Annotated in this window: 16 protein-coding genes and 1 tRNA gene; 1 reads left to right on the top strand and 16 read right to left on the bottom strand. The window is 43.5% G+C overall.

The window, feature by feature from the left end:
* Positions 1 to 24: 24 nt before the first annotated feature.
* Genes AAEY72_RS03310 through pilM form a run of 4 tightly spaced genes read right to left on the bottom strand, consistent with a single transcriptional unit; the run spans position 25 to position 3000 of the window.
* Positions 25 to 558, bottom strand: coding sequence for a pilus assembly protein PilP (locus AAEY72_RS03310; RefSeq protein ID WP_194619549.1), 534 nt, complete (start codon positions 556 to 558; stop codon positions 25 to 27).
* Complete coding sequence (locus tag AAEY72_RS03305; RefSeq protein ID WP_010201707.1) at positions 558 to 1289, bottom strand: type IV pilus inner membrane component PilO; 732 nt, start codon at positions 1287 to 1289, stop codon at positions 558 to 560. The genes AAEY72_RS03310 and AAEY72_RS03305 overlap by 1 nt, the downstream gene beginning before the upstream one ends.
* Positions 1286 to 1945, bottom strand: a complete 660-nt coding sequence (locus AAEY72_RS03300) for a PilN domain-containing protein (protein ID WP_352309431.1) — start codon at positions 1943 to 1945, stop codon at positions 1286 to 1288. Before AAEY72_RS03300 ends, AAEY72_RS03305 begins: the two co-directional genes overlap by 4 nt.
* Complete coding sequence (gene pilM / locus AAEY72_RS03295; protein WP_352309430.1) at positions 1945 to 3000, bottom strand: type IV pilus assembly protein PilM; 1056 nt, start codon at positions 2998 to 3000, stop codon at positions 1945 to 1947. The genes AAEY72_RS03300 and pilM overlap by 1 nt, the downstream gene beginning before the upstream one ends.
* Positions 3001 to 3193: 193 nt before the next feature.
* On the opposite strand from pilM, the gene AAEY72_RS03290 reads away from it, so the two are divergent.
* Positions 3194 to 5866, top strand: a complete 2673-nt coding sequence (locus tag AAEY72_RS03290; RefSeq protein ID WP_352309429.1) for a penicillin-binding protein 1A — start codon at positions 3194 to 3196, stop codon at positions 5864 to 5866.
* 127 nt (positions 5867 to 5993) lie between these two features.
* Here AAEY72_RS03290 and AAEY72_RS03285 read toward each other — a convergent pair whose 3' ends face one another.
* The 12 genes from AAEY72_RS03285 to fusA form a co-directional block, all read right to left on the bottom strand.
* Entirely contained in the window at positions 5994 to 6521 is a 528-nt protein-coding gene (locus tag AAEY72_RS03285) for a DUF6586 family protein (protein ID WP_189585783.1), read from the bottom strand.
* A gap of 275 nt (positions 6522 to 6796) precedes the next feature.
* Positions 6797 to 11014, bottom strand: coding sequence for a DNA-directed RNA polymerase subunit beta' (rpoC, locus tag AAEY72_RS03280; protein ID WP_010201712.1), 4218 nt, complete (start codon positions 11012 to 11014; stop codon positions 6797 to 6799).
* A gap of 185 nt (positions 11015 to 11199) precedes the next feature.
* A complete protein-coding gene (gene rpoB, locus AAEY72_RS03275) occupies positions 11200 to 15318 on the bottom strand; it encodes a DNA-directed RNA polymerase subunit beta (protein WP_189585786.1) in 4119 nt (1372 codons plus the stop codon).
* Between the two features lie 830 nt (positions 15319 to 16148).
* Entirely contained in the window at positions 16149 to 16520 is a 372-nt protein-coding gene (gene rplL, locus AAEY72_RS03270; RefSeq protein WP_010201714.1) for a 50S ribosomal protein L7/L12, read from the bottom strand.
* A gap of 126 nt (positions 16521 to 16646) precedes the next feature.
* Positions 16647 to 17174, bottom strand: coding sequence for a 50S ribosomal protein L10 (gene rplJ / locus AAEY72_RS03265; RefSeq protein WP_010201715.1), 528 nt, complete (start codon positions 17172 to 17174; stop codon positions 16647 to 16649).
* A 432-nt stretch (positions 17175 to 17606) separates the two neighbouring features.
* Complete coding sequence (gene rplA, locus AAEY72_RS03260; protein ID WP_010201716.1) at positions 17607 to 18308, bottom strand: 50S ribosomal protein L1; 702 nt, start codon at positions 18306 to 18308, stop codon at positions 17607 to 17609.
* Positions 18309 to 18740, bottom strand: a complete 432-nt coding sequence (gene rplK / locus AAEY72_RS03255; RefSeq protein WP_010201717.1) for a 50S ribosomal protein L11 — start codon at positions 18738 to 18740, stop codon at positions 18309 to 18311.
* A gap of 89 nt (positions 18741 to 18829) precedes the next feature.
* Positions 18830 to 19360 carry a transcription termination/antitermination protein NusG gene (nusG, locus tag AAEY72_RS03250; RefSeq protein WP_010201718.1) on the bottom strand — a complete coding sequence of 177 codons (531 nt, stop codon included), beginning with the start codon at positions 19358 to 19360 and terminating at the stop codon, positions 18830 to 18832.
* 57 nt (positions 19361 to 19417) lie between these two features.
* On the bottom strand, positions 19418 to 19906 hold the full coding sequence (gene secE / locus AAEY72_RS03245) for a preprotein translocase subunit SecE (RefSeq protein ID WP_194619557.1): 489 nt from the start codon (positions 19904 to 19906) through the stop codon (positions 19418 to 19420).
* Positions 19907 to 19957: 51 nt separating this feature from the next.
* Positions 19958 to 20033: transfer RNA gene (locus tag AAEY72_RS03240), tRNA-Trp, on the bottom strand.
* Between the two features lie 312 nt (positions 20034 to 20345).
* Positions 20346 to 21536 carry an elongation factor Tu gene (tuf, locus tag AAEY72_RS03235; RefSeq protein WP_352309428.1) on the bottom strand — a complete coding sequence of 397 codons (1191 nt, stop codon included), beginning with the start codon at positions 21534 to 21536 and terminating at the stop codon, positions 20346 to 20348.
* 223 nt (positions 21537 to 21759) lie between these two features.
* Positions 21760 to 23886, bottom strand: a complete 2127-nt coding sequence (gene fusA, locus AAEY72_RS03230) for an elongation factor G (RefSeq protein WP_010200606.1) — start codon at positions 23884 to 23886, stop codon at positions 21760 to 21762.
* Positions 23887 to 24105: the final 219 nt, after the last annotated feature.

The raw sequence follows: 24105 nt of genomic DNA, 5'->3' as shown, positions 1-24105 counted from the left end.
TTATTCCTCAAAAAATCTGCCGACTTAACTTATAGGGGAGACCAGCGACTGGGGTTTTTCAATAAACCCGGCGCGACTGTCTGGCACAATTTCGATCAAATTAATCTGGGTCGGCGTGATTTCAACAATACGGCCGTCATTTAATCCAAGATAATCACCTACTCTCACACTAGCAACCGAACCATCAGGACGTTGTACAAGTGCATACTGCTGACCTTCTGGCGAAATTACGACGCCACGAAAAGTCAGCTGTGAGAGCTCGTATTGCTCAAGCGGTTCTTTTACTCTGGTGATATCAGGGCGCACGCCATCGATAGAGGTGCTAGGACCTTGTACATTGACTAAGCTTGGCGGCAAAAACGGGCTGCGCTGCGTACTGGCACTATAGACAAAATCTTCTACCAGCTCAGCTTTTGGCGGTGGCTCGATAGGCTGAGCAGGCTGATTGCGAATATCGGTCATCGCCTTTTCTGCCATACCAATACGATCACTACAACCTGTGATTGATAAAGCAGCGGTGCTTAAAATCAGTAGCATGGGCAGTTTTTTGATATTCATTAGTTGCCTCCTGCAGCATCGGTCGTAGCGGCATCAGTAGCAACAGCCTCTTCACCTTCAGGCGCCGCTTCTTTTGAGCGATACGTTTTGGTTTGTAATACCAAATTCAGCTCCGGCAACACATCTAAAGTAGGCTGTGGATTACTGACTTCAAAATCGTGCATCGTAATAATGCGTGGTAAGGCAGCAAGACCACTGATAAAGCTACCAAACTGATGATATTCGCCTAACGCTGCAATGCGAATAGGCTGCTCGATAAAGAATTCATTTTCAATCTCAGGCTCTACAGAAATATCTTGGAAGCGTATATTACTGCCAACACCCGTCATGTTAATACCCTCTACCAGCTCTGACACGCGGGTGTCTTTTGGCAGTTGGTCAAGTAAGGTGTTGAATTCCGTCTCCATCTGGACAACCTGTGCTTGATAAGTTTTTAAGTGACGTGCACGTGATTCTTTTTCACGGTAACTATCAAGTAAGGTTTGCTGCTGACTTTCTGCTGCAGTAATCTCATCAATCTTGCTGCTAATCGGTAGCGCCCACGATAGCGCCGCTATCAGTGCAATGATAAATCCAATGACCGTTATCTTTACCGGAACTGGCCAGCTGCCGTAGTTTTCAGAATCCAAAGACTCAAAACTGCGGCGAAACTCATTCAAGTCAAACTGTTTTTTAGGATTGACAGCGCTCTTTTTAGTCTTGATTAGGCTTTTTTTACGGCTCAGCTTCATAACTCACCTCCCAGCTCAGTACTACCATCAGCATCAACGGCTACAGCAGTTTCTGATTGCACCTTGGTCGTTACGACAAACTGTACGTAACTGTCCTCAGGATAAACGGGACGTGGCTGTCCATCAGTTGTTACCGGCTCATTAAGCGCAGGCGCTGGTGTATACGCGCTAATATTTTGCTGAATATTGCTGACCGCTGAGTTGCCCATCCATTTGCTACTATCAAGGTTGCGAATCAAACTTGATACGACATTTGGATTGTCCGCAAGACCCGTCAAAGTAAGGATATCGCCTTCGCGCTTTAGGTTATTTAGATAAAGCGCAGGCGGAATGGCTTTGGCCAAATCATCCCATAGACGTACAGGCACAGGTCGTCGACCTTGCAAATCTTGAATCACCTGCATGCGAGAGATAATATCTTCACGGCGTTGCTCTAGGCTATCAATTTCGATCAATGCTTTGTCTAAGCGAGCGTTCTCTTGCTCAATCAGTACATTCGCATTGCGTTGTTCATCAAGCTCATTATTAAAATAGCTCCATGAAGCGAACGCTGCTAGTAAGGCAAATAAAGTGACCGCCACTACTAAAGTAAGAAATTCTTTATTGCGACGCGCACGTTCTTCTTGCCGCCAGGGCAGTAGGTTAATACGAGCCATTAGTCGAAGCTCCTTAACGCAAGACCGCATGCGGCCATTAAACTCGGGGCATCAATGACCAGCTGTTCATTATCAATGTGCGGCGCAATGGTCATGTTGGTGAAAGGATTGGCAATACTAACCGTCACGCCCAGTTTTTGTTGCGCCATACCGGCCAGACCTGCAATAGAGCTACTACCGCCTGCCAGTACGATATGATCGATACTACTGTATTGGCTCGAGGAAAAATAAAACTGTAGAGAGCGAGTGACTTGTTGGATAGTATTTTCTATGAAAGGGGTCAATACATCTGGATAGTAATCATCAGGTAATGTACCTGCACGTTTACTAATATTTGCTTCTTCAGCCGATAGTCCATAGCGATTTTGTATCGCCTCTGTGAGCTGAGAGCCACCAAATAACTGTTCACGGCTATATATAAATTCACCATTTTTGGCGATATATAGTGTGGTTTGGTTGTGTCCAATATCGATCAAGGCGACAATCTCTGGCATATTTGGCAAGTTGTCTGCCATCAAACCGAACGCACGCTCAATGGCATGTGTTTCAATATCCATGACCTTGGTTTGCAAGCCACCAAAGGTTAAAGCATCAACTCTTTGGTCGACATTTTCCGAGCGCGAGGCAGCAAGCAACACTTGTACCATCTCGTCATTTACTAAAGAAGGGCCCAATACTTCAAAATCCAGATTGACATCTTCTAAAGGATAAGGCACATATTGATCGGCATCCAGACGGATTTGCGCTTCGCGCTCAACATCGCTTAGCACCATATCCATATCAATGATTTTAGTGATCACTGCTGAGCCTGAGACGGCGGCGGCGGCATCGCTGCCCGCTACCTGACAGCGTCGCGCCAAGCCAGCTATAATATTACCTACTGCCTCAGTATCTACAAGAAGTTTGTCAACGACTACGCCTTCCGGTAGTCTTTCAATACCATAGGATTTTAGATGAAACATCCCTTGTTGGCGCTGTATGTCAACCAATTTGACCGAAGTAGCACAGATATCTATGCCAATCAAATGTCGACTCTTGGAAGTAAATAGCCTCACAAACTCTATACCTTATATTAAGTGTACAATCTGATAGTGATTTGTAATATTTTAGTACAATACTTTACTTACCAGATAGATTCAAGCATTTAAATAAGTTATTAAGGTCAACTTACACATTTATTATGACCTCCCTATTTTGTTCAAGGTATAATGCCTTATTTGTTGCAAATTTTAATTGATAAGTCTCATTATGGCTAAAAAAAATGCTACCGTTCGTCTCATTCGCTTTTTGGTGGGGCTTTTCATTGCCTGTTTAGCGCTCGCCGTTATCTTAGCGCTTGCCGTGCCTATTGGTTTCTATGGGATGGCGATGTATCTATCACCCACCTTGCCTAGTACCCAAGAAATCAAAACTGCCAATTTAGAGATGCCATTACAGATCTATAGCCGAGATGACAAATTAATCGGTCAGTATGGTAATCGTCTCTCCCTACCTGTTACTTTTGATGACATTCCTGAAGATCTCACGCATGCTTTTTTAGCGGCAGAAGACGCGGCTTTTTTCCAGCATAGTGGTATTAGTATTAAAGGTCTTGGTCGCGCGGTGACTGAAGTAGTGACTGACGATGACAGCCAAACTGGTGGCTCTACCATCACCATGCAGGTTGCCAAAAATTACTTTTTAAGCCCAGAACGCACCTTAAATCGTAAATTGACGGAATTGTTTTTGGCTCGTAAGATTGAAGACGAACTCAGTAAAAATGATATTTTGACTCTCTATGTCAATAAAATTTACCTCGGTGAAGGCGCTTACGGCATTCGTGCCGCCGCCAAAAAATATTATAGTAAATCGTTAGAAAACCTGAATATTGCTGAGATGGCAATGTTAGCAGGTCTGCCAAAAGCCCCTTCTAAATACAACCCTGTTGCCAACCCTAGTCGCGCCCTTACTCGCCGTAACTGGATCATTGGTCGTATGCTTGAGCTGGGCTATATCAATAAAGCGCAACACGACGAAGCGGTAAATTCTCCGGTAGCCATCAATTTATATCAAGAAAAGCTAGACGTTAATATGCCTTATTTGGCAGAAATGACACGCTCTACCTTAGTTGATCGCTATGGTGAGCAAGTGATGCATAGTGGATGGCGGGTACGCCTTACGGTTGATAGCAAAGCACAAACAGATGCGGAAGCGGCGATACTGACAGGTTTGGTGGCTTACGAACATCGTCATGGTTGGCGCGGGGCTGAAGCAAATGATGAACCGCTAGAAAATTTCCGTCGTTATAGTAATATGACTCCTGCCAAAGTCACCAAAGTGAATGCTCGCAGTTTTGAGGCGACAATGCCCTCTGGTGAGAATGTGACTGTTGGTTGGTCTGGGATGAGCTGGGCACGCAAGTATATTTCTGCCAATCGTATCGGTTACTTCCCTGACAATGCTCGCCAAATTGTTAATAAAAACGATATCATTCGTTTGATACCGACCGCGAATGGTAATTGGCAGTTGGGACAAATTCCTAAAATACAAGGAAGTCTGGTCTCCTTGAATCCAGAAACTGGAGCGGTTAATGCATTGGTCGGTGGCTTTGACTTTAACCACAGTAAGTTCAACCGTGCCTTGCAAGGATGGCGTCAGCCAGGCTCAACGATTAAGCCACTGGTTTACACCACTGCGCTAGAAAAAGGTTATCGCCCAGATAGTATTGTCTCGGATCGCCCGATTCAAGTAGGTGACTGGAAACCTAAAAATTCCGATCAACGTTTCTTAGGTGACATCACTTTACGTCGTGGCTTGTATTTATCACGTAACTTAGTCTCTATTCGCTTATTACAGGCTATTGGTATCTCTGATGCCCGCAATCTATTGGACGAATTCGGTCTTGATAAAGAAAAGCTACCAACGACTTTATCGTTGGCATTAGGCGCAGGGCAAGCAACGCCATTACAAATGGCAACGGCTTACTCCACGTTCGCCAATGGTGGTCACCGTGTTCAGCCTTACTTTATAGAACAGATCTACAACTACGAAAACAAATTGTTATTCCAAGCCAATCCGCAGCAAGCTTGTGCTGTATGCTTTAACGAACAACTTGAAAATCTCAATAAAAAGCTTATCGTAGATTATGAGGCAAAAATAGAAAAAGAGAATGCAGCGCTTGCTGCTAAAAAAGAGGAAAAAGTCAACGCTAAAGACAAAGCAACAGAAAATAAATCAGCTGCTGACCTCAATGCAGAAAATAGCGACAATACGGCAAAAGATAACGAGGCGCTTGATTTAAATATTTATGATGGGAGTCCAGCCTCAGATCGTTTGAGAGCACCTGTCGTGCAGTACATTACTGCCATGCAAGCACCGCGTATTTTGAAGCCAAGAGTGGCTTACGATATGGCTGATATCTTGCGTGATGTCGTGCAGCGTGGTACAGCTGTACGAGCAAAAGCGTTGGGACGTAATGATATTGGTGGTAAAACTGGTACAACCAACGATGCGAAAGACGCATGGTTTGCAGGGTTTCATCCTACTAACACTACTGTCGTATGGATGGGTTTTGATCAACCATCAACCATGGGTCGCCGTGAGTATGGTGGCGTGGCAGCGCTGCCTGTATGGATGGACTTTATGAGAGCGCAGCTTAAAGATGTGCCTAATCAATGGGTGTCTGTTAACAACCGTGCCAAATCTAAGAAACAGATGCAACAAATCCTAGAGATGACAGATGATGGCATTGTTGACAGCGAAGATGATGATGCCGATACTAGCACGTCAGCCAAACCCGTCAAGACCAAAACACAGCAACGTAAGCCATCAGAACCTGAGCGTTCGCCCGTGTCACAGCCAAGCAATAATAACGCCGATAGCGTGCCACAAAATCCTTTAACGGTCACCCCTGTCGAACGTATGCCACCCATGCCAGAGTAAACACTTTGCGAGGGTAACGGCTATTTAGCATTAAAGGGCTGGTTCAGTAATCACTGAACCAGCCCTTTTTTATTTTAAAACTATAATCTTAAAGATCTGCTTATAAAATCAGTTAAGTCCTACCCTACTAAAACTCAACCATGCCCGCACGCAACTGCTCAATCAGCTCTAAAAGCTGCTGCCGCCACTCACGTATGGTCGCCTCATCTGGCAACCATTGATTCGATAAAGTGACAACGTTAACGATAAGATCTTTTGGCTCTATCTCAACCATATTAGCATTTTCAGCCGCCGAATTATCTGGCAGTACCGCATACAGGCAACGTTGATAAGCGCGCTCTACATTGGCAAGAAAGCCTTGTTCTTGTAACTGCTGCAAGCGTTGAATTTCAGGTGACACTTGAGTACGTTCGCTCAGTGCTTGCTCGATATCTGACAAAGTGGGTGCCGTCATGTTTAAGCTATAAAAATGACCAAGCTCTTGGATAAAAGCTAGAAAACTGCCATACAAATGAAAAATAGCAGTTTCACAGTGTGCTTGATATAACTGCTTATCGTTGGTACTTCCAGCCGCTTGGCAAGATAAACGACAAAAATACAGCTTTTGGTTGGTTCGATCTGCTTGATATTTAGCAACGCGCGTTTTACCTGCCATGCTTTAATTATCCTTATATTAATAATAAATATGACCAGTTAGCACATCCATAACTCATGATATGATTTTTTGAGTGTACTACTAACTGGAGCAATCTTGCTAGAAAGTATATCAGCTAAAAAATAGCGGCGCTATATTAAGACTTATCCGCTTACCAGATATAGCTCTTAGACCAATTTTTCTCACTACCTTACTAATTTGCAAACGTAAAAAAGCCAGCAACGTAGGCTGGCTTTTTTATTAAGTTAACAATGAATCAAAGATGTCTAATACTATTAGTTATCTTGGTTCAGCTCTTGTGCAAAGGCTTCATCAAAGCTAGCAAAGTCTTTACTATCAGTGCTAGCAGTCATATCAAACGCTGCATTGAGATCTTTGTCTTGTAGCTTTTGATCCGCTTTCTCTTTACGGGCTTTATGATAAGCAAGACCAGTACCAGCTGGAATCAAGCGACCAACGACGACGTTTTCTTTCAGACCACGTAGTTCATCGACTTTACCAGTAACGGCAGCAGCAGTTAGCACACGAGTCGTTTCCTGGAACGACGCTGCTGAGATAAAGCTTTCCGTTGCCAAGCTGGCTTTGGTGATACCTAGTAATTGACGCTCGAACTGTACTGGGAATTTATCTTCCGCTTCTAGTTTGGCATTCAACGCTTTGATATCAGCGTACTCGACCTGATCGCCTTTGAAGTGACTTGAATCGCCGCCATCGGTAATTTCAACTTTGCGCAGCATCTGACGAATAATAACTTCGATGTGCTTATCGTTGATTTTTACACCCTGCAGACGATAAACGTCCTGTACTTCGTTAACGATATAATCAGCAAGTGCCGTTTGACCTTTTAGGCGCAAGATATCGTGTGGGTTTTGTGGACCATCAGCGATCACTTCACCGCGAGCAACTGTCTCGTTTTCAAAGACGTTAATTTGACGCCATTTCGGGATCAGCTCTTCATGTACTTCACCATCTTCATTGGTGATAATAAAGCGGTTTTTACCTTTGGTCTCTTTACCGAAGCTCACCACACCTGACATTTCTGCCATGATGGCATGATCTTTCGGGCGACGTGCTTCAAACAAATCAGCAACACGTGGTAGACCACCAGTAATATCTTTGGTACCTGAAGATGCTTGTGGTACACGGCCTAGGATCGAACCGGCTGCTACTTTTTCACCATCGCTCACACGAATGATGGTTTCGGCAGGTAAGAAGTAAACCACTTCTTTGCCTTCGTCTGTGTTCAAGATAATAGCAGGACGTAAGTCTTTTGCTGAGCTTGAACGGTCACGAGTGGCTAGAATCTCAAACGAGCTCATACCAGTCGCATCATCAACCTTCACAGTCGCTGTCAAGCCATCAGTGATGTCACTGAAACGTGCTGTACCAGCAAATTCTGTGATGATAGGATGCGTGTGCGGATCCCACTTAGCGATGGTTTGACCACCTTCGACCTGATCTTCATCTTTCACAAGAACGCTTGAACCGTAAGGCACTTTATAACGCTCACGCTCACGACCAAGCTCATCAGTCAACGCAATTTCAGCAGAACGCGATACGATGACTAAGTGACCGTCGGTATGTTGAACCGTTTTCATGTTTTCGAAATGCGCTTGACCAGCATTACGTACAGAGATGCTGTTGTCTACAGAGGCTGAGCTTGCTGCCCCGCCCACGTGGAACGTACGCATGGTTAACTGAGTACCCGGCTCACCGATAGACTGTGCTGCCATAACACCGACTGATTCGCCGATATTTACTTTATGACCACGAGCAAGATCACGACCATAACACTGTGAACAAACACCGTGCTCAACATTACAAGTAATAACTGAACGTACCCAGATATCATCGATCGCGTTTTCATCAAGTACATTGACCCAATGCTCATCGATCAACGTACCCGCTGGAATCAATATCTTATCAGCATCATCATTATAAGTGACATCACGCGCGGTCACACGACCAAGTACTAGCTCACCCAATTTCTCAATGATTTCGCCACCTTGAATATGTGGTTTCATGAGCAAGCCTTGCTCGGTACCACAGTCATCACTGGTGATAACCAAATCTTGTGCAACATCAACCAAACGACGAGTCAAATAACCCGAGTTGGCAGTTTTCAATGCCGTATCTGCTAGACCTTTACGTGCACCATGCGTAGAGATAAAGTACTGTAGTACCGTCAAACCTTCGCGGAAGTTGGCTTTAATAGGTGTCTCAATGATTGAGCCATCCGGCTTAGCCATCAGGCCACGCATACCAGCCAACTGACGAATCTGTGCCGCACTACCACGAGCACCAGAATCTGACATGATAAAGATAGAGTTAAATGACTTCTGCTCTTCTTCTTCACCTTGCGCGTTGATAACTTTATCGGTCGCCAAGTTATCCATCATCGCTTTCGCGACTTTGTCATTGGTACGTGACCAGATATCGACCACTTTGTTATAACGCTCACCAGCCGTCACAAAACCTTGCTCAAACTGATCTTCAATCTCGCGCACTTCGCCTTCAGCAACTTCGATGATTTGCTTTTTGCTCGGTGGAATAACCATGTCATCCAAACCGATAGACACACCAGATAACGTTGCTTGCGCAAAACCTAGATACATCAATTGGTCAGCAAACATAACACTGTCTTTAACACCTACTTTACGATAGCAAGAGTTGATCAAGCGTGAGATGTTTTTCTTCGTCATCTCTTGGTTACATTCATCAAACGTCATACCTTTAGGCATGATGTTCCAGATAAGTAAACGACCAGCAACCGTATCTTTGATACTGATTTCTTTGGTCTCGTTGCCTTCTTCATCGAAATGCGTTTCAGTCACACGAACTTTAATTTTCGCGTTTACATGCAAATCGTTTGAGCCAATCGCGCGCAATGCTTCATTGACGGTGGCAAAGATCATGCCTTCGCCTTTAGCATTCACTGATGAGCGGCTAATGTAGTACAAACCCAATACCACATCCTGTGACGGTACGATGATTGGATCGCCGTTCGCAGGTGACAAGATGTTGTTGGTCGACATCATCAAAGCACGTGACTCAAGCTGAGCTTCTAGCGTCAATGGCACGTGAACGGCCATTTGGTCACCATCAAAATCGGCGTTGAATGCAGTACATACGAGCGGATGCAATTGAATTGCTTTACCTTCGATTAGTACTGGCTCGAACGCTTGTAGACCCAAACGGTGAAGCGTTGGTGCACGGTTAAGAAGTACTGGATGCTCACGAATAACCATGGCCAGCATGTCCCACACTTGCGGCTCTTCACGCTCAACCATCTTTTTGGCAGCTTTAATTGTAGTCGCCAAACCATGAGATAATAGTTTGTTATAAGTAAATGGCTTGAATAACTCAAGTGCCATTTTCTTCGGTAGACCACACTGATGTAGGCGTAGTGTTGGACCTACAACGATTACCGAACGACCAGAATAATCGACACGCTTACCAAGTAAGTTTTGACGGAAACGACCTTGCTTACCTTTGATCATATCTGCCAAAGATTTCAATGGACGCTTATTACTACCAGTAATCGCACGACCGCGACGACCGTTATCTAGCAACGCATCGACTGACTCTTGCAACATACGTTTTTCGTTACGTACGATGATATCAGGGGCGCTCAGCTCAAGCAGACGCTTGAGACGGTTATTACGGTTGATCACACGGCGATACAAATCGTTTAGATCTGAAGTCGCAAAACGACCACCTTCTAGTGGTACTAGAGGACGTAAATCTGGTGGTAATACTGGCAAGATGGTCATAACCATCCATTCAGGTTTGTTATTAGAATCACGGAATGCTTCTAATAGCTTCAAACGCTTAGACATCTTTTTGAGCTTAGTTTCAGAACCCGTTTGCGGAATCGCTTCACGCAGCTCATCGATTTCTAAATCTAAGTCGATATCTTTTAATAGGTCTTGTACCGCTTCTGCACCCATCTTGGCAGTAAATTCGTCGCCAAACTCTTCAAGCGCGCGGTAGTAATCTTCATCGTCAAGCAATTGGTACTTCTCTAAAGAAGTCAGACCAGGTTCTGTGACAATATAGCTTTCAAAATATAGAACGCGCTCAATATCACGTAGCGTCATGTCTAGCAAGAGACCGATGCGGCTTGGTAATGATTTTAAGAACCAAATGTGCGCCACAGGACTGGCTAGGTCAATATGACCCATGCGATCGCGACGGACTTTGGCGGTAGTGACTTCAACGCCACATTTTTCACAGATAACGCCTTGGAATTTACGGCGTTTGTACTTACCACATAGACATTCAAAATCTTTTACTGGGCCAAAGATTTTGGCACAAAAAAGACCATCACGCTCAGGCTTAAACGTACGATAGTTAATGGTTTCAGGCTTTTTCACTTCACCATGCGACCATGACTTGATCACGTCAGGTGAGGCCAAAGTAATTTGAATGCTATCAAACTCTTGATTACCGTTGCCGGTAGGGCTTTGCATGATATCGAGTAAATCTTTCAAGTTGCTTCTCCGTTATCTTTATAATCATCTGACAGCGTACTATTAACGCGGATAAGATGAATGAAGGCAATGAATAGGGTTGAGATAAATGACTAAAAGCAGCAGCGATTTAGCATACTGCTTTTAGCTAACCACTAAGGTTAACAACTGACTGTAATAATCTTCATTCAGTCAGCCAGCCATTCTTAATGGGTTTGTTTTAACTCAATGTTAATACCCAATGATTTGATTTCTTTGGTCAAGACGTTAAACGATTCAGGCATACCTGGATCCATATATTGCTCACCATCGACGATGTTTTTATACATACGGGTACGGCCTTCGACATCATCCGATTTCACTGTCAACATCTCTTGCAGCGTGTAAGTCGCGCCGTAAGCTTCTAGTGCCCATACTTCCATCTCACCGAAGCGCTGACCACCGAACTGTGCTTTACCACCAAGTGGCTGCTGCGTCACTAGTGAATAAGAACCGGTTGAACGTGCATGCATTTTGTCATCAACCAAATGGTTAAGCTTGAGCATATACATGTAGCCGACGGTTACTTGACGATCAAACTTCTGACCCGTACGACCATCATACAACGTTTGCTGACCGTTTCTGGCTAGACCAGCAAGCTCTAACAAGTCTTTGACTTGATGCTCATGCGCACCATCAAATACTGCCGTGCCCATCGGTACACCGCCACGCAAGTTGTCTGATAGCGCCATGATGTCGTCATCACTCAAGCTATCAAGATCAACTTGTTCACCGCCTACTTTGTTATAGATTTGGTCTAAGAAATCACGTAAGTCTTTGATCGCGGCTTGTGCTTTGAGCATGCCGTCAATTTTCTCGCCCAAACCTTTTGCTGCCATACCCAAATGCGTCTCTAGCACCTGACCGATGTTCATACGAGATGGAACACCTAGTGGGTTCAGTACGATGTCAACGGTATTACCATTTTCGTCATAAGGCATGTCTTCAACCGGCATAATGCGCGATACAACACCTTTGTTACCATGACGACCAGCCATCTTATCACCAGGCTGAATACGACGCTTGACCGCTAGATATACCTTAACGATTTTTTGTACGCCATGTTGCAAGTCATCACCGGCAGTCAATTTGCGTTTTTTCTCAGCAAACTTCACATCGATGTCTTTTTGCTTATCAACTAAGTAATCAGCGATTTGCGTTAGACGCTCAGAGATTTCTTCTTCAACTGGCTGAATATCAAGCAAAGTCTCAAGGCTCATATCTTTCATATCAGCCAATGCCATCACTGTACCGGCTTTTAGACCTGAACCACCACTGACTTTTTGACCATCTAACAGATTACCAATACGACCACGAGCAGCTTCTTCAAAGATACGTAGTTCTTCTTTTAAATCTTTACGGTAGCTATCAAGCTGTGATTTTTCAATCGCTCTTGCACGCGCATCTTTTTCGACGCCATCACGGGTAAAGACTTGAACGTCAATAACCGTACCTTTGCTTGATGTTGGAACACGTAATGACGTGTCTTTAACATCAGCGGCTTTTTCACCGAAGATAGCCCGGAGGAGTTTCTCTTCTGGCGTTAGTTGTGTTTCACCTTTTGGCGTCACTTTACCGACTAAGATATCACCAGCGTCAACTTCAGCACCGATATAAACGATACCCGCTTCATCAAGGCTTGATAGAGCTGCTTCGCCAACGTTTGGAATATCCGCAGTAATCTCTTCGGTTCCAAGCTTGGTATCACGCGCCACACAGGTCAATTCTTGAATATGAATAGTGGTGAAACGATCTTCTTTAACCACTTTTTCAGATAACAAGATTGAATCTTCGAAGTTGTAACCATTCCACGGCATAAATGCGATGCGAATGTTCTGACCCAATGCCAACTCGCCAAGATCCGTTGACGGACCATCAGCCAAGATATCACCTACAGCAATAGCATCGCCTTGGTTAACGATAATACGTTGGTTGATACAAGTGTTTTGGTTAGAACGCGTATATTTAACCAAGTTATAGATATCAATACCGGCTTCACCAGCAATCATCTCATCTTCATTTACACGAACCACAACACGTGAGGCATCAACGTCTTCGATCACACCACCACGCTTAGCGATGACACAAACGCCTGAGTCACGAGCAACGTGACGCTCCATACCTGTACCTACTAACGGCTTATCAGCACGTAACGTAGGAACAGCCTGACGCTGCATGTTCGAACCCATCAAGGCACGGTTAGCATCATCATGCTCTAGGAACGGAATCAAACCTGCTGCGACCGATACGACCTGACTTGGTGACACATCCATATGCGTCACTTTTTCTGGCGGCATGCGAACGAATTCACCATAGCTACGTACACTGACCATTTCATCAGATAACGCGCCTTCTGCGGTTACTGGTGAGTCAGCCTGTGCAATGACAGTACCAACTTCTTCAATCGCTGATAGATACTCAATAACGTCTGTGACTTTACCATCAACCACACGGCGATAAGGCGTTTCTAAGAAGCCAAAGCTGTTGGTTTTAGCGAATGTTGCCAATGAGTTGATAAGGCCAATGTTTGGACCTTCAGGAGTCTCAATTGGGCATACACGGCCATAATGGGTATCATGTACGTCACGTACTTCAAAGCCTGCACGTTCACGAGTCAGACCACCGGGTCCTAATGCTGATACACGGCGCTTATGGGTAACTTCAGACAACGGGTTGTTCTGATCCATAAACTGTGACAACTGGCTTGAACCAAAGAACTCTTTAACCGCAGCCGCAACAGGCTTTGAGTTAATCAAATCTTGTGGTGACAAGTTATCAGATTCCGCTGAGCTTAAACGCTCTTTGACTGCACGCTCAACACGCACTAGACCAACACGGAATTGGTTTTCTGCCATTTCACCAACCGAACGAATACGGCGGTTACCTAGATGGTCAATATCATCGACTTCGCCGCGACCGTTACGAATTTCGATCAGCTCTTTTAGCACGTTAACGATATCGGCATTGGTCAATACGCTACGTTCGCGCTGGATATCTGGATCATCCGTGTTATCAAATTCTAAACCAAGACGACGGTTGAATTTCATACGACCAACATTTGATAGGTCATAACGATCAGCGTTAAAGAACATGCTATCAAATAGTTTTTCAGCAGTTTCGACCGTTGGTGGCTCACCTGGACGCATGACTTTATAGATTTCAATCAAGGCTTCTTCACGGCTTGAAGTACTGTCAGCACGTAACGTATCGGCAATATAACTGCCTTGATCGATATCGTTGGTGAACAAAATGCTGAACTCTTTGATAGAATCACTGGCTTCAAACGCGCTTAATTTAACCAATAATTCATGGTCAATTAACGTATTGGCTTTAGCGATGACTTCATCGTTGACGACGATGTCTTCGGCCAAAATACGCTCATATAAGTATTCATCAGGGATAGAGATTTTGGTCATACCCGCTTCTTCAAGCTGACGGATACGACGGGCATTGATACGTTTGCCCTGCTCTACGATGACGTCACCTTCAGGTGATACGATATCGAACTGAGCCATCTCGCCACGCAGACGATCTGCAACCAGATCAATCTCAAACTGCTCTTCACCTTTATAAACCGCTACTTTATCAAAGAAAAGATCTAAGATTTCAGCAGTGCTCAAGCCTAGGGCACGAAGGATAATAGATGCCAGTAATTTACGACGACGGTCAATACGAGCAAAGACTAAGTCTTTTGCATCAAATTCAAAGTCAAGCCATGAACCACGGTAAGGGATGATACGTGCGTTATAAAGCACTTTACCACTTGAATGTGACTTGCCTTTATCATGATCAAAGAACACGCCAGGTGAGCGATGTAATTGCGATACGATAACACGCTCAGTACCATTGATAATAAAGGTACCGTTTTGGGTCATCAATGGGATTTCACCCATATAAACACTTTGCTCACGGATATCTTTGATTGCCGCTTTACTGTCTTTGTCTTTGCTGTCTTTATCTTTGATAATTAAGCGGATCTTGACACGCATTGGTGCTGCAAACGTTGAGCCACGTAAGATACACTCACGCTCATCAAACTCAGGATCACCCAAATAATATTCAACGAATTGTAACTCAGCATTACCAGAGTGACTCTCAATTGGGAAAATAGAGGAATACGCAGCTTGCAGGCCACTATTCTCACGAGCTTTTGGCTTTTTATGCTCTTGCAAAAATTGCTCGTAGGAATCTACTTGAATAGACAGTAAATAGGGAATGTCCATCACAGTGGGCAATTCAGCAAAACTTTTGCGAATACGCTTTTTTTCAGTATAAGAATATGCCATCGAGAGTCCTTACAGTAAACGTGGAAACAAATTGAAAGCGTGGCCAGCATGCATCAATACTATTTGATATTAATATTATGCAAACTTGGCAACGTAAACGATAATATAAAACGGGTGTTAATACTCAGTTAGTGACTGTTTATCCATTCGTACAGGTGATACATTGGTATGTGCTTCATCAGTGCGCCACTATGACACTATCATTTAATGTTACAACTGCATTTAATGTTATAACTGCATTTAATCTTACAAATCAATCTAGTCTTATCATCGGTATCTAAGCCACTCTATATGATGGTTTAGACCGACAGTTTCAATATAAGTCAATCTATAATAAATTGATTTATAGGTTAATACTTACCAATACTCTTGAGAAGAAACAACTTCTATTAGGGTTATCCTAATCTACTTACCATCAAAACCAATGTCGTCGCTGATATATACCGTCTACGAGCCTACCTACTGACAGTAAAACCATGCTAAATGGATAACCTAAGATTAACAGCTTTTCAGAATTAATAATAATTGGGGTAACTATAACTTTTAGAATCAGTATAAACTATAGTGTTAATGGGAAAGCATGCAGACACAAAAAAATGCCAAACATCTATGGACGTTTAGCTGATATTAACTGATTTCAAAAACTGGTATGTGTGCTTGCACTGTGTTTATTTGCATAGCTATCGTCTGTCCTTTTGATGGGTATCCACCGTGTTGTTGCATACGTATGTTGGCAGACACAAAAGGTCAAGCTACGAATTATAATAAAAAAAAGCTGGCAATGCAAGGCATTACCAGCTTTTTTTGTACAACACTAAGATAAGCTCAGCTTATTTTAGTTCAACAGTTGCACCAGCTTCTTCAAGTTTCTTTTTCAACTCTTCAGCTTCAGCTTTGTTAACGCCTTCTTTGATTGGAGCTGGAGCGCTTTCAACCAAATCTTTCGCTTCTTTCAAGCCAAGACCAGTAGCTTCACGTACGGCTTTAATAACGCCAACTTTCTTCTCGCCAAAGCTGGCAAGAACTACGTCAAACTCGTCTTTTTCTTCAGCAGCAGCAGCAGCAGGGCCAGCAGCAGCAGGTGCAGCAGCAACAGCAGCTGTTACGCCGAATTTTTCTTCCATGTCGCTGATTAACTCAACGATATCCATTACTGACATTTCAGCGATTGCGTTTAACACATCATCTTTAGATAGTGCCATGAGAACTCTCCGTTATCTGATAAAATTTAATTGATTTTAATATCGCTTTGATTGTTTGCCAAATGTTCAAATAGTGTTGGCAATAAAGTACAATCAGCGATGTCAAAGTTACGTTAAAACAAGCAATTAAGCAGCTTCTTTTGCGTCTTTGATTGCCGCTACAGTGCGAACGAACTTGCCAGGAACAGCGTTCATAGTCTGGACAAGCTTGGTCACTGGTGCATTCATAGTAGCCATCAAGATAGAGATTGCTTCGTCGCGAGTTGGTAGCTTCGATACGCGCTCTAGCTCTTCTGGACCATAAACAACACCACCGACTGATACTAATTTGGTCTCTAAAGCTTTGTTATCTTTGCTGAAGTCGAAAACGACTCGAGCAGCAGATCCCAAATCTTCCATAGAGAAAGCCAAAAGTAGTGGACCAGTCATACGGTCTGACATGCTCTCAAACTTAGTGCCTTCAAAAGCGCGTTTTGCTAGGGTATTTTTTACCACTTTCAAAATCACGCCTTTCTCACGGGCTTGTTCGCGCAGCTTAGTAAGCTTTGCAACACCAATACCGTGATATTCGGCAGCTACTGCTGAGTAAGCATTAGCAGCAACTTCAGACACTTCAGCCACAACTTGTTGTTTTTGCTCTAGCGTTAATGCCATAAGTTGACTCCTTTAATCTTATCAGTCTGCTCAGTATTTTAATTCTTAAAAATCGAAATTTTCAATTATTAAACAACTAAATTAGACTGACTTGATACGACACGTTATTCATAAATTCTATAAAAATAAAACCTACTCGTAACGACTGATTACGGCACCGTTATCAGAATGACATCAAGTGATAGATTGAACTATCGGCTCTTATCAACAACTGGGTGGATCACCGTCTGCGTAGGACAACTAAGATTTTCATCTGTGGTCGATTAAAAAAAGCAGCTTGTTATCATATTTAACCATTCAAAAATTGCTATCTATGACACTAAACCACTCTCTACCTACGGTCTTAGACAGCGTAGCATATGCTACGCTGACCTAATTTTTTAGAATTGGTTTGTACTCATTATTCAAAATATTTGAAGAGTGAATAATTAATTATTTAGCAGTGCGATAAGGAACAGCATCAATAGTGATACCTGGACCCATAGTGCTAGACAAGGTGATTTTCTTAATGAAGGTACCTTTAGACGTAGCAGGTTTAGCACGTTTTAGATCTGTGATTAATGCTTCAGCATTTTGAATAACTTGCTCAGCAGTGAAACCAACTTGACCAATAGTAGTATGAATGATACCCGCTTTGTCTACACGATACTGTGCTTGACCAGCTTTAGCATTTTTCACAGCTTCAGCAACGTTAGGCGTTACTGTACCAACTTTTGGGTTAGGCATCAGGCCACGTGGACCTAAGATAGTACCTAACTGACCAACAACACGCATTGCATCAGGAGCAGCAATAACGATATCAAAGTCCATGTTGCCAGCTTTGATTTGTTCTGCTAGGTCTTCAAAACCAACGATGTCAGCACCAGCTTCTTTGGCGGCTTCAGCAGCAGCACCTTGAGCAAATACAGCAACGCGTTTGGTTTTACCAGTACCAGCAGGTAGGTTGGTAGCGCCACGAACGACTTGATCAGATTTACGTGGGTCAACGCCCAAGTTTACTGCAATGTCGATAGACTCTTTGAATTTTAGTGCTGGCAAATCGTTTAAGATTTGAACCGCTTCTTCAATCGTGTATAACTTTTCGTTTTCTACACGCTCAGCGATTAACTTTTGACGCTTAGTAAGTTTACTCATTTACACACCCTCCACGGTAATACCCATTGAACGTGCAGTACCAGCGATGGTACGAACAGCAGCATCAAGATCAGCAGCAGTTAAATCTGCATCTTTAGTCTTAACGATATCTTCTAATTGTGCACGATCAACTTTACCGACTTTAGCGGTGTTTGGCGTACCAGAACCTTTAGCGATACCAGCAGCCTTACGTAGTAAGTATGCAGCCGGTGGTGACTTCATGATAAAGGTAAAAGACTTATCGCTATATACAGTGATCTCAGTAGGAATCGGTAGACCCGGCTCTTGGTTTGAGGTTGCAGCGTTAAATTCTTTACAGAATGCCATGATGTTCACGCCTTTTTGACCCAATGCTGGACCAATCGGTGGTGAAGGATTTGCTTTGCCTGCAGGCACTTGCAGTTTGATGTAACCATCAATCTTCTTAGCCATGATACTCTCCTAAATGGGTAATAGCGCCAAATCAACGTGGTATAAACCTTATTGACTAACAGCTCCCCGGTTGATGAATTTTTACGGGTTTAGTCTAGCTTCTCAACTTTACTAAACTCAAGCTCGACCTGAGTCGGTCGATTAAATACGTTTACCGTTAAATGTAGTTTAGACTTTTCATAATCCACTTTTTCAACCAACCCTTTAAAGTCAGTAAATGGACCATCGATAACCAACAACTCTTCGCCCGGCTCAAACAGAGTCTTAGGACGTGGGTCAGTTTCAGTCTGATTCAAACGGTTTAAAATACGATCTGCTTCTACTTGGGTAATTGGCGCTGGTGTTTCAGGTGTACCACCGATGAAACCCATAATACGTGGACAATCTTTGACGATGTGCCAAGTGTTGTCATTCATTTCCATTTGAATCAATACATAGCCTGGAAAGAATTTACGCTCGCTTTTACGCTTTTTGCCGTCTTTCATTTCGACGACTTCTTCAGTAGGAACCAATACGTCACCGAATGATTCAGCGAAGTCACTACGATTAATACGATCAGTTAATGAACGCTGTACTTGCTTTTCATATCCTGAAAACGCTTGGACAATATACCAACGCATGTCACGCTCCTGATCATTATAAGTAAGTTTTGGGTTAATATGCACTAATACGTGCTATTAACCAATAAAGAGGCCAACGAACCAGTTGAAGAAATTATCTAATAACCAAACTAGAAATCCAACAATGGCAATCATCACAAGAACTTGCCAAGTATACTGAAAAGTCTCGTCTTTGCCTGGCCATGTCACGCGGCGTAATTCAACGGCAGCATCTTTTAATAATATTTTAAAAGCGCGACCCTGATGCGTTAATGCTAAACAGACTAAAGCAAATACAATAAGGGCAACGATAATACCAATACGTACCCAGACATCATTGGCAGGTTGCCAATAGCCAGGTAAATATTGATTAACTAACGTCGCCCCAATTAAAACTGCTGCGGCAAGTAGCCACAGAATCACATCTTTCATTGAGCCAGTTTTAGCCACTTCAACAGCCGTCGTTTGATTGCCTGCTGAGATGTGCTGACCTTTAGACAGCATTCCACCAGCACCCGCCTTGGCATCAGATAACTTATTCTCGAGGTTATCTTGATTATTGCTCATAAAGAACTCGCTTCGGAGATGGTGAGGTGTAACAAAGATGTGATAAGAAGATGGCAGGCGATGTAGGACTCGAACCTACAACCCTCGGTTTTGGAGACCGATGCTCTACCAATTGAGCCAATCGCCTATGGGTGTAAAGGACAGCATTATACAATATTGAGCATAGAATGCAAGCCTTTAGCGTTAAAATTGTATATTTTAGCGAATTTTTCTAATCAACAAACGCTCTCTTCATAAAAAATGCTTCGTAAGAAGCAGCATTAATATAACAAGCCAAGCACTATATTACAATAGGATACATAGCAGATTTGAAATTCAGTTTAAATCTCTCTGAAAATTCTAAAACAACATTCTGCCACCCAAAAAAAAGCCACCCTTTTTCAAGGATGGCTTTTGACTAATTATTAACAACAATCAGATTACTCTGATAGATTAAATCTTAGTTCAATACGTTAGCAACAACACCAGCGCCTACCGTACGGCCGCCTTCACGAATAGCGAAGCGAAGACCTTTGTCCATAGCGATTGGGTGGATAAGCTCTACGCCCATCTCAACGTTATCACCAGGCATAACCATTTCAGTACCGTCTTGTAATTGGATTGCGCCAGTTACGTCAGTAGTACGGAAGTAGAACTGTGGACGATAGCCGTTTAGGAATGGTGTGTGACGACCACCCTCTTCTTTGCTCAACACATATACTTCAGCGTCAAACTTGGTGTGAGGCGTGATTGAACCTGGCTTAGCTAGTACTTGGCCACGTTGTACGTCTTCACGCTTAGTACCACGTAGTAGTACGCCACAGTTTTCGCCTGCACGACCTTCGTCAAGCAGTTTACGGAACATCTCTACACCAGTACAGGTGGTTTTTTGAGTGTCACGGATACCAACGATTTCGATTTCGTCACCAACGCGTACGATACCAGATTCAACACGGCCCGTTACAACTGTACCACGACCTGAGATTGAGAATACGTCTTCGATTGGCATTAGGAATGCTTTGTCGACGTCACGCTCTGGCTCTGGGATGTAGGTGTCAAGAACGTTTAGTAGTTCAACGATAGCTGGTTGGCCATACTTTTCTTGTGAGCCTTTTAGGGCTTCAGTAGCTGAACCGTGGATGATTGGAGTGTCATCACCTGGGAAGTCATAGTCGCTTAGTAATTCACGAACTTCCATTTCTACTAGTTCAAGCAATTCTTCGTCATCAACAACGTCGCACTTGTTCATGAATACGACGATGTACGGTACGCCAACCTGACGTGAAAGCAGGATGTGCTCACGCGTTTGTGGCATAGGGCCGTCAGTAGCTGATACAACTAGGATTGCGCCGTCCATCTGGGCTGCACCGGTGATCATGTTTTTAACATAATCGGCGTGACCTGGGCAATCAACGTGAGCGTAGTGACGTGATGGAGTGTCATATTCTACGTGTGAGGTGTTGATGGTGATGCCACGTGCTTTTTCTTCTGGGGCTGAGTCAATAGACGCGTAGTCTTTGGCTTCGCCACCTGAAGTGATTGCAGCAACAGTCGCGATAGCAGCTGTTAGGGTTGTTTTACCGTGATCAACGTGTCCAATAGTACCAACGTTGACGTGTGGCTTTGTGCGTTCAAACTTGGCCTTTGCCATGGGTATTTCCTCTTTTTTTGGTGGCAGTGCTCAACGAGTATAAATACAATAATTGAGACAATCCTGACCACATTAAGATAATTGTTAAAAGGTCGCGCATACTAATGTGCAGATATTATAAGAAAATTACGGCCAATAACAAGTCTTTTAACCAATTATTGACGTATTATTCAATGACAATATAGAGACCTGCCCTATATTGTCACCATTAAATAGACTTTACTTACTCGTCACCATCTTTAGAGTTGAACTTAGAGATGATGTCAGCGGCTACTGATTTTGGAATCTCAGCGTACTTTTGGAATTCCATTGAGTACGTTGCACGGCCTTGAGACATTGAGCGCATTTGGGTAGCATAGCCAAACATTTCAGCTAATGGTACTTCTGCACGGATTTGCTTAGTGCCACCAGGCAGATCTTCCATACCTTGAACCATACCACGACGACGGTTTAAATCGCCCATGATGTCGCCCATGTAATCTTCAGGTGTCTCAACTTCAACTTTCATGACTGGCTCAAGTAGTGCAGGGTTTGCTGCCATGAAGCCTTTTTTGAAAGCAATAGAACCAGCCATTTTGAATGATAGCTCATCCGAGTCAACGTCATGGTAAGAACCGTCATACAATGTCGCTTTTACGCCAACGATTGGATAGCCAGCAAGTACGCCATTTTTCATGCGCTCTTGAATACCTTTATCAACCGCACCGTGGAACTCTTTTGGTACCGTACCACCAACAACTTCTTCAGAGAATTCATAAAGAACGTCGCCAGCTGGATCCATAGGCTCAAGACGTAACCAAACGTGACCAAACTTACCACGACCACCCGTTTGACGTACGAATTTGCCTTCTTGTTCAACCGTCTCACGAATCGTCTCACGATAAGCAACCTGCGGCGCACCGATGTTGGCTTCAACGTTAAACTCGCGCTTCATACGATCTACAAGAATCTCTAGATGCAGCTCACCCATACCACTGATGATAGTCTGACCAGATTCTTCGTCAGTGTGTACACGGAACGATGGATCTTCTTTAGCCAAACGACCTAAAGCGATTGACATTCTTTCTTGGTCAGCTTTGGTCTTAGGTTCAACCGCTAGGCTGATAACTGGATCTGGGAATTCCATGCGCTCAAGCGTGATAACATTGCTTTCGTCACATAGCGTATCACCAGTCGTTACATCTTTCATGCCAACCAATGCAGCGATATCACCAGTACGGATTTCTTCAAGCTCTTCTTGCGTGTTTGCCATCATCTGTACGATACGGCCAACGCGCTCACGCTTCATTTTAACTGGGTTATAAACGCTGCCGCCCTGCTTGATAACACCTGAATAAACACGAACGAAGGTTAAGTTACCGACGAACTTATCATTCATGATTTTGAAAGCAAGTGCTGAGAATGGTGCGTCGTCTGATGCTTCACGAGTACCTTCGCTTTCTTCTTTGTCATCAAGAATACCGCGAATAGCTGGTACATCTATTGGTGCAGGCAGATACTGAATAACCGCATCCAACATCTTCTGTACACCTTTGTTTTTAAAGGCAGTACCACAAAGTAGTGGAATGATTTCGTTATCGATAGTCAATTGACGGATAGCAGCGTTGATTTGATCTACTGTCAATTCGCCATTCTCAAGATACTCATTCATGAGTTCTTCAGAAGCTTCAGCAGCGTTTTCTACCAAATACTCACGATATTCTTCTGCTTTTTCTTGAAGTTCTGTTGGAATTTCGCGCTCGTCATATTCCATACCTTGAGACGCTTCGTCCCAATAGATGGCTTTCATAGTCACAAGATCCACTACGCCTTCAAAGGCATCTTCTTTACCAATTGGAATAACCAATGGTACTGGCTTGCCGCCTAAGCGAGTTTTGATTTGATCGATAACACGATAAAAATCAGCACCAACGCGATCCATTTTGTTTACGAATGCAAGACGTGGAACTTTATATTTATTAGCCTGACGCCATACGGTCTCAGACTGTGGCTGAACGCCGCCTACTGCACAGTAAACCATGCAAGCGCCATCAAGTACACGCATAGAACGTTCAACTTCAATCGTGAAATCAACGTGACCTGGGGTGTCAATAATGTTGATACGATGTTCGTCAAACTGCTTAGCCATACCTGACCAGAAGCAAGTAGTCGCCGCTGAAGTAATAGTAATACCGCGCTCTTGTTCTTGCTCCATCCAATCCATGGTGGCTGCGCCATCATGAACTTCACCAATTTTATGACTAACACCGGTATAGAATAAGACACGCTCTGTCGTGGTCGTCTTACCAGCATCAATGTGCGCAGAAATGCCGATATTGCGATAGCGTTTTAGGGGAGTTTTACGAGCCATAGTGTTTTCCTAGGGAAATTCGTGTATATATTAATGTGTTGTATCTCTACCTCATACTCTATGACAAAGCAGTCAGCTTCGTAATATTACTTACTGATTATTGGGCCTAATACGGACAAAAAAAGAGCAAATACTTAGAATATAGCGGCATCAAATTGGGGATGCTGTCTATGAAGAACAGTATCCTTTTCAGGACAGCATCTTGACAGATGTCCGCCA

Origin of the sequence: Psychrobacter sp. W2-37-MNA-CIBAN-0211, assembly GCF_040309405.1 — a bacterium.
Taxonomy (GTDB): Bacteria; Pseudomonadota; Gammaproteobacteria; order Pseudomonadales; family Moraxellaceae; genus Psychrobacter; species Psychrobacter glaciei.
The sequence above is the reverse complement of the archived record's forward strand: the minus strand, read 5'-3'. Positions and strand labels throughout refer to the sequence as shown.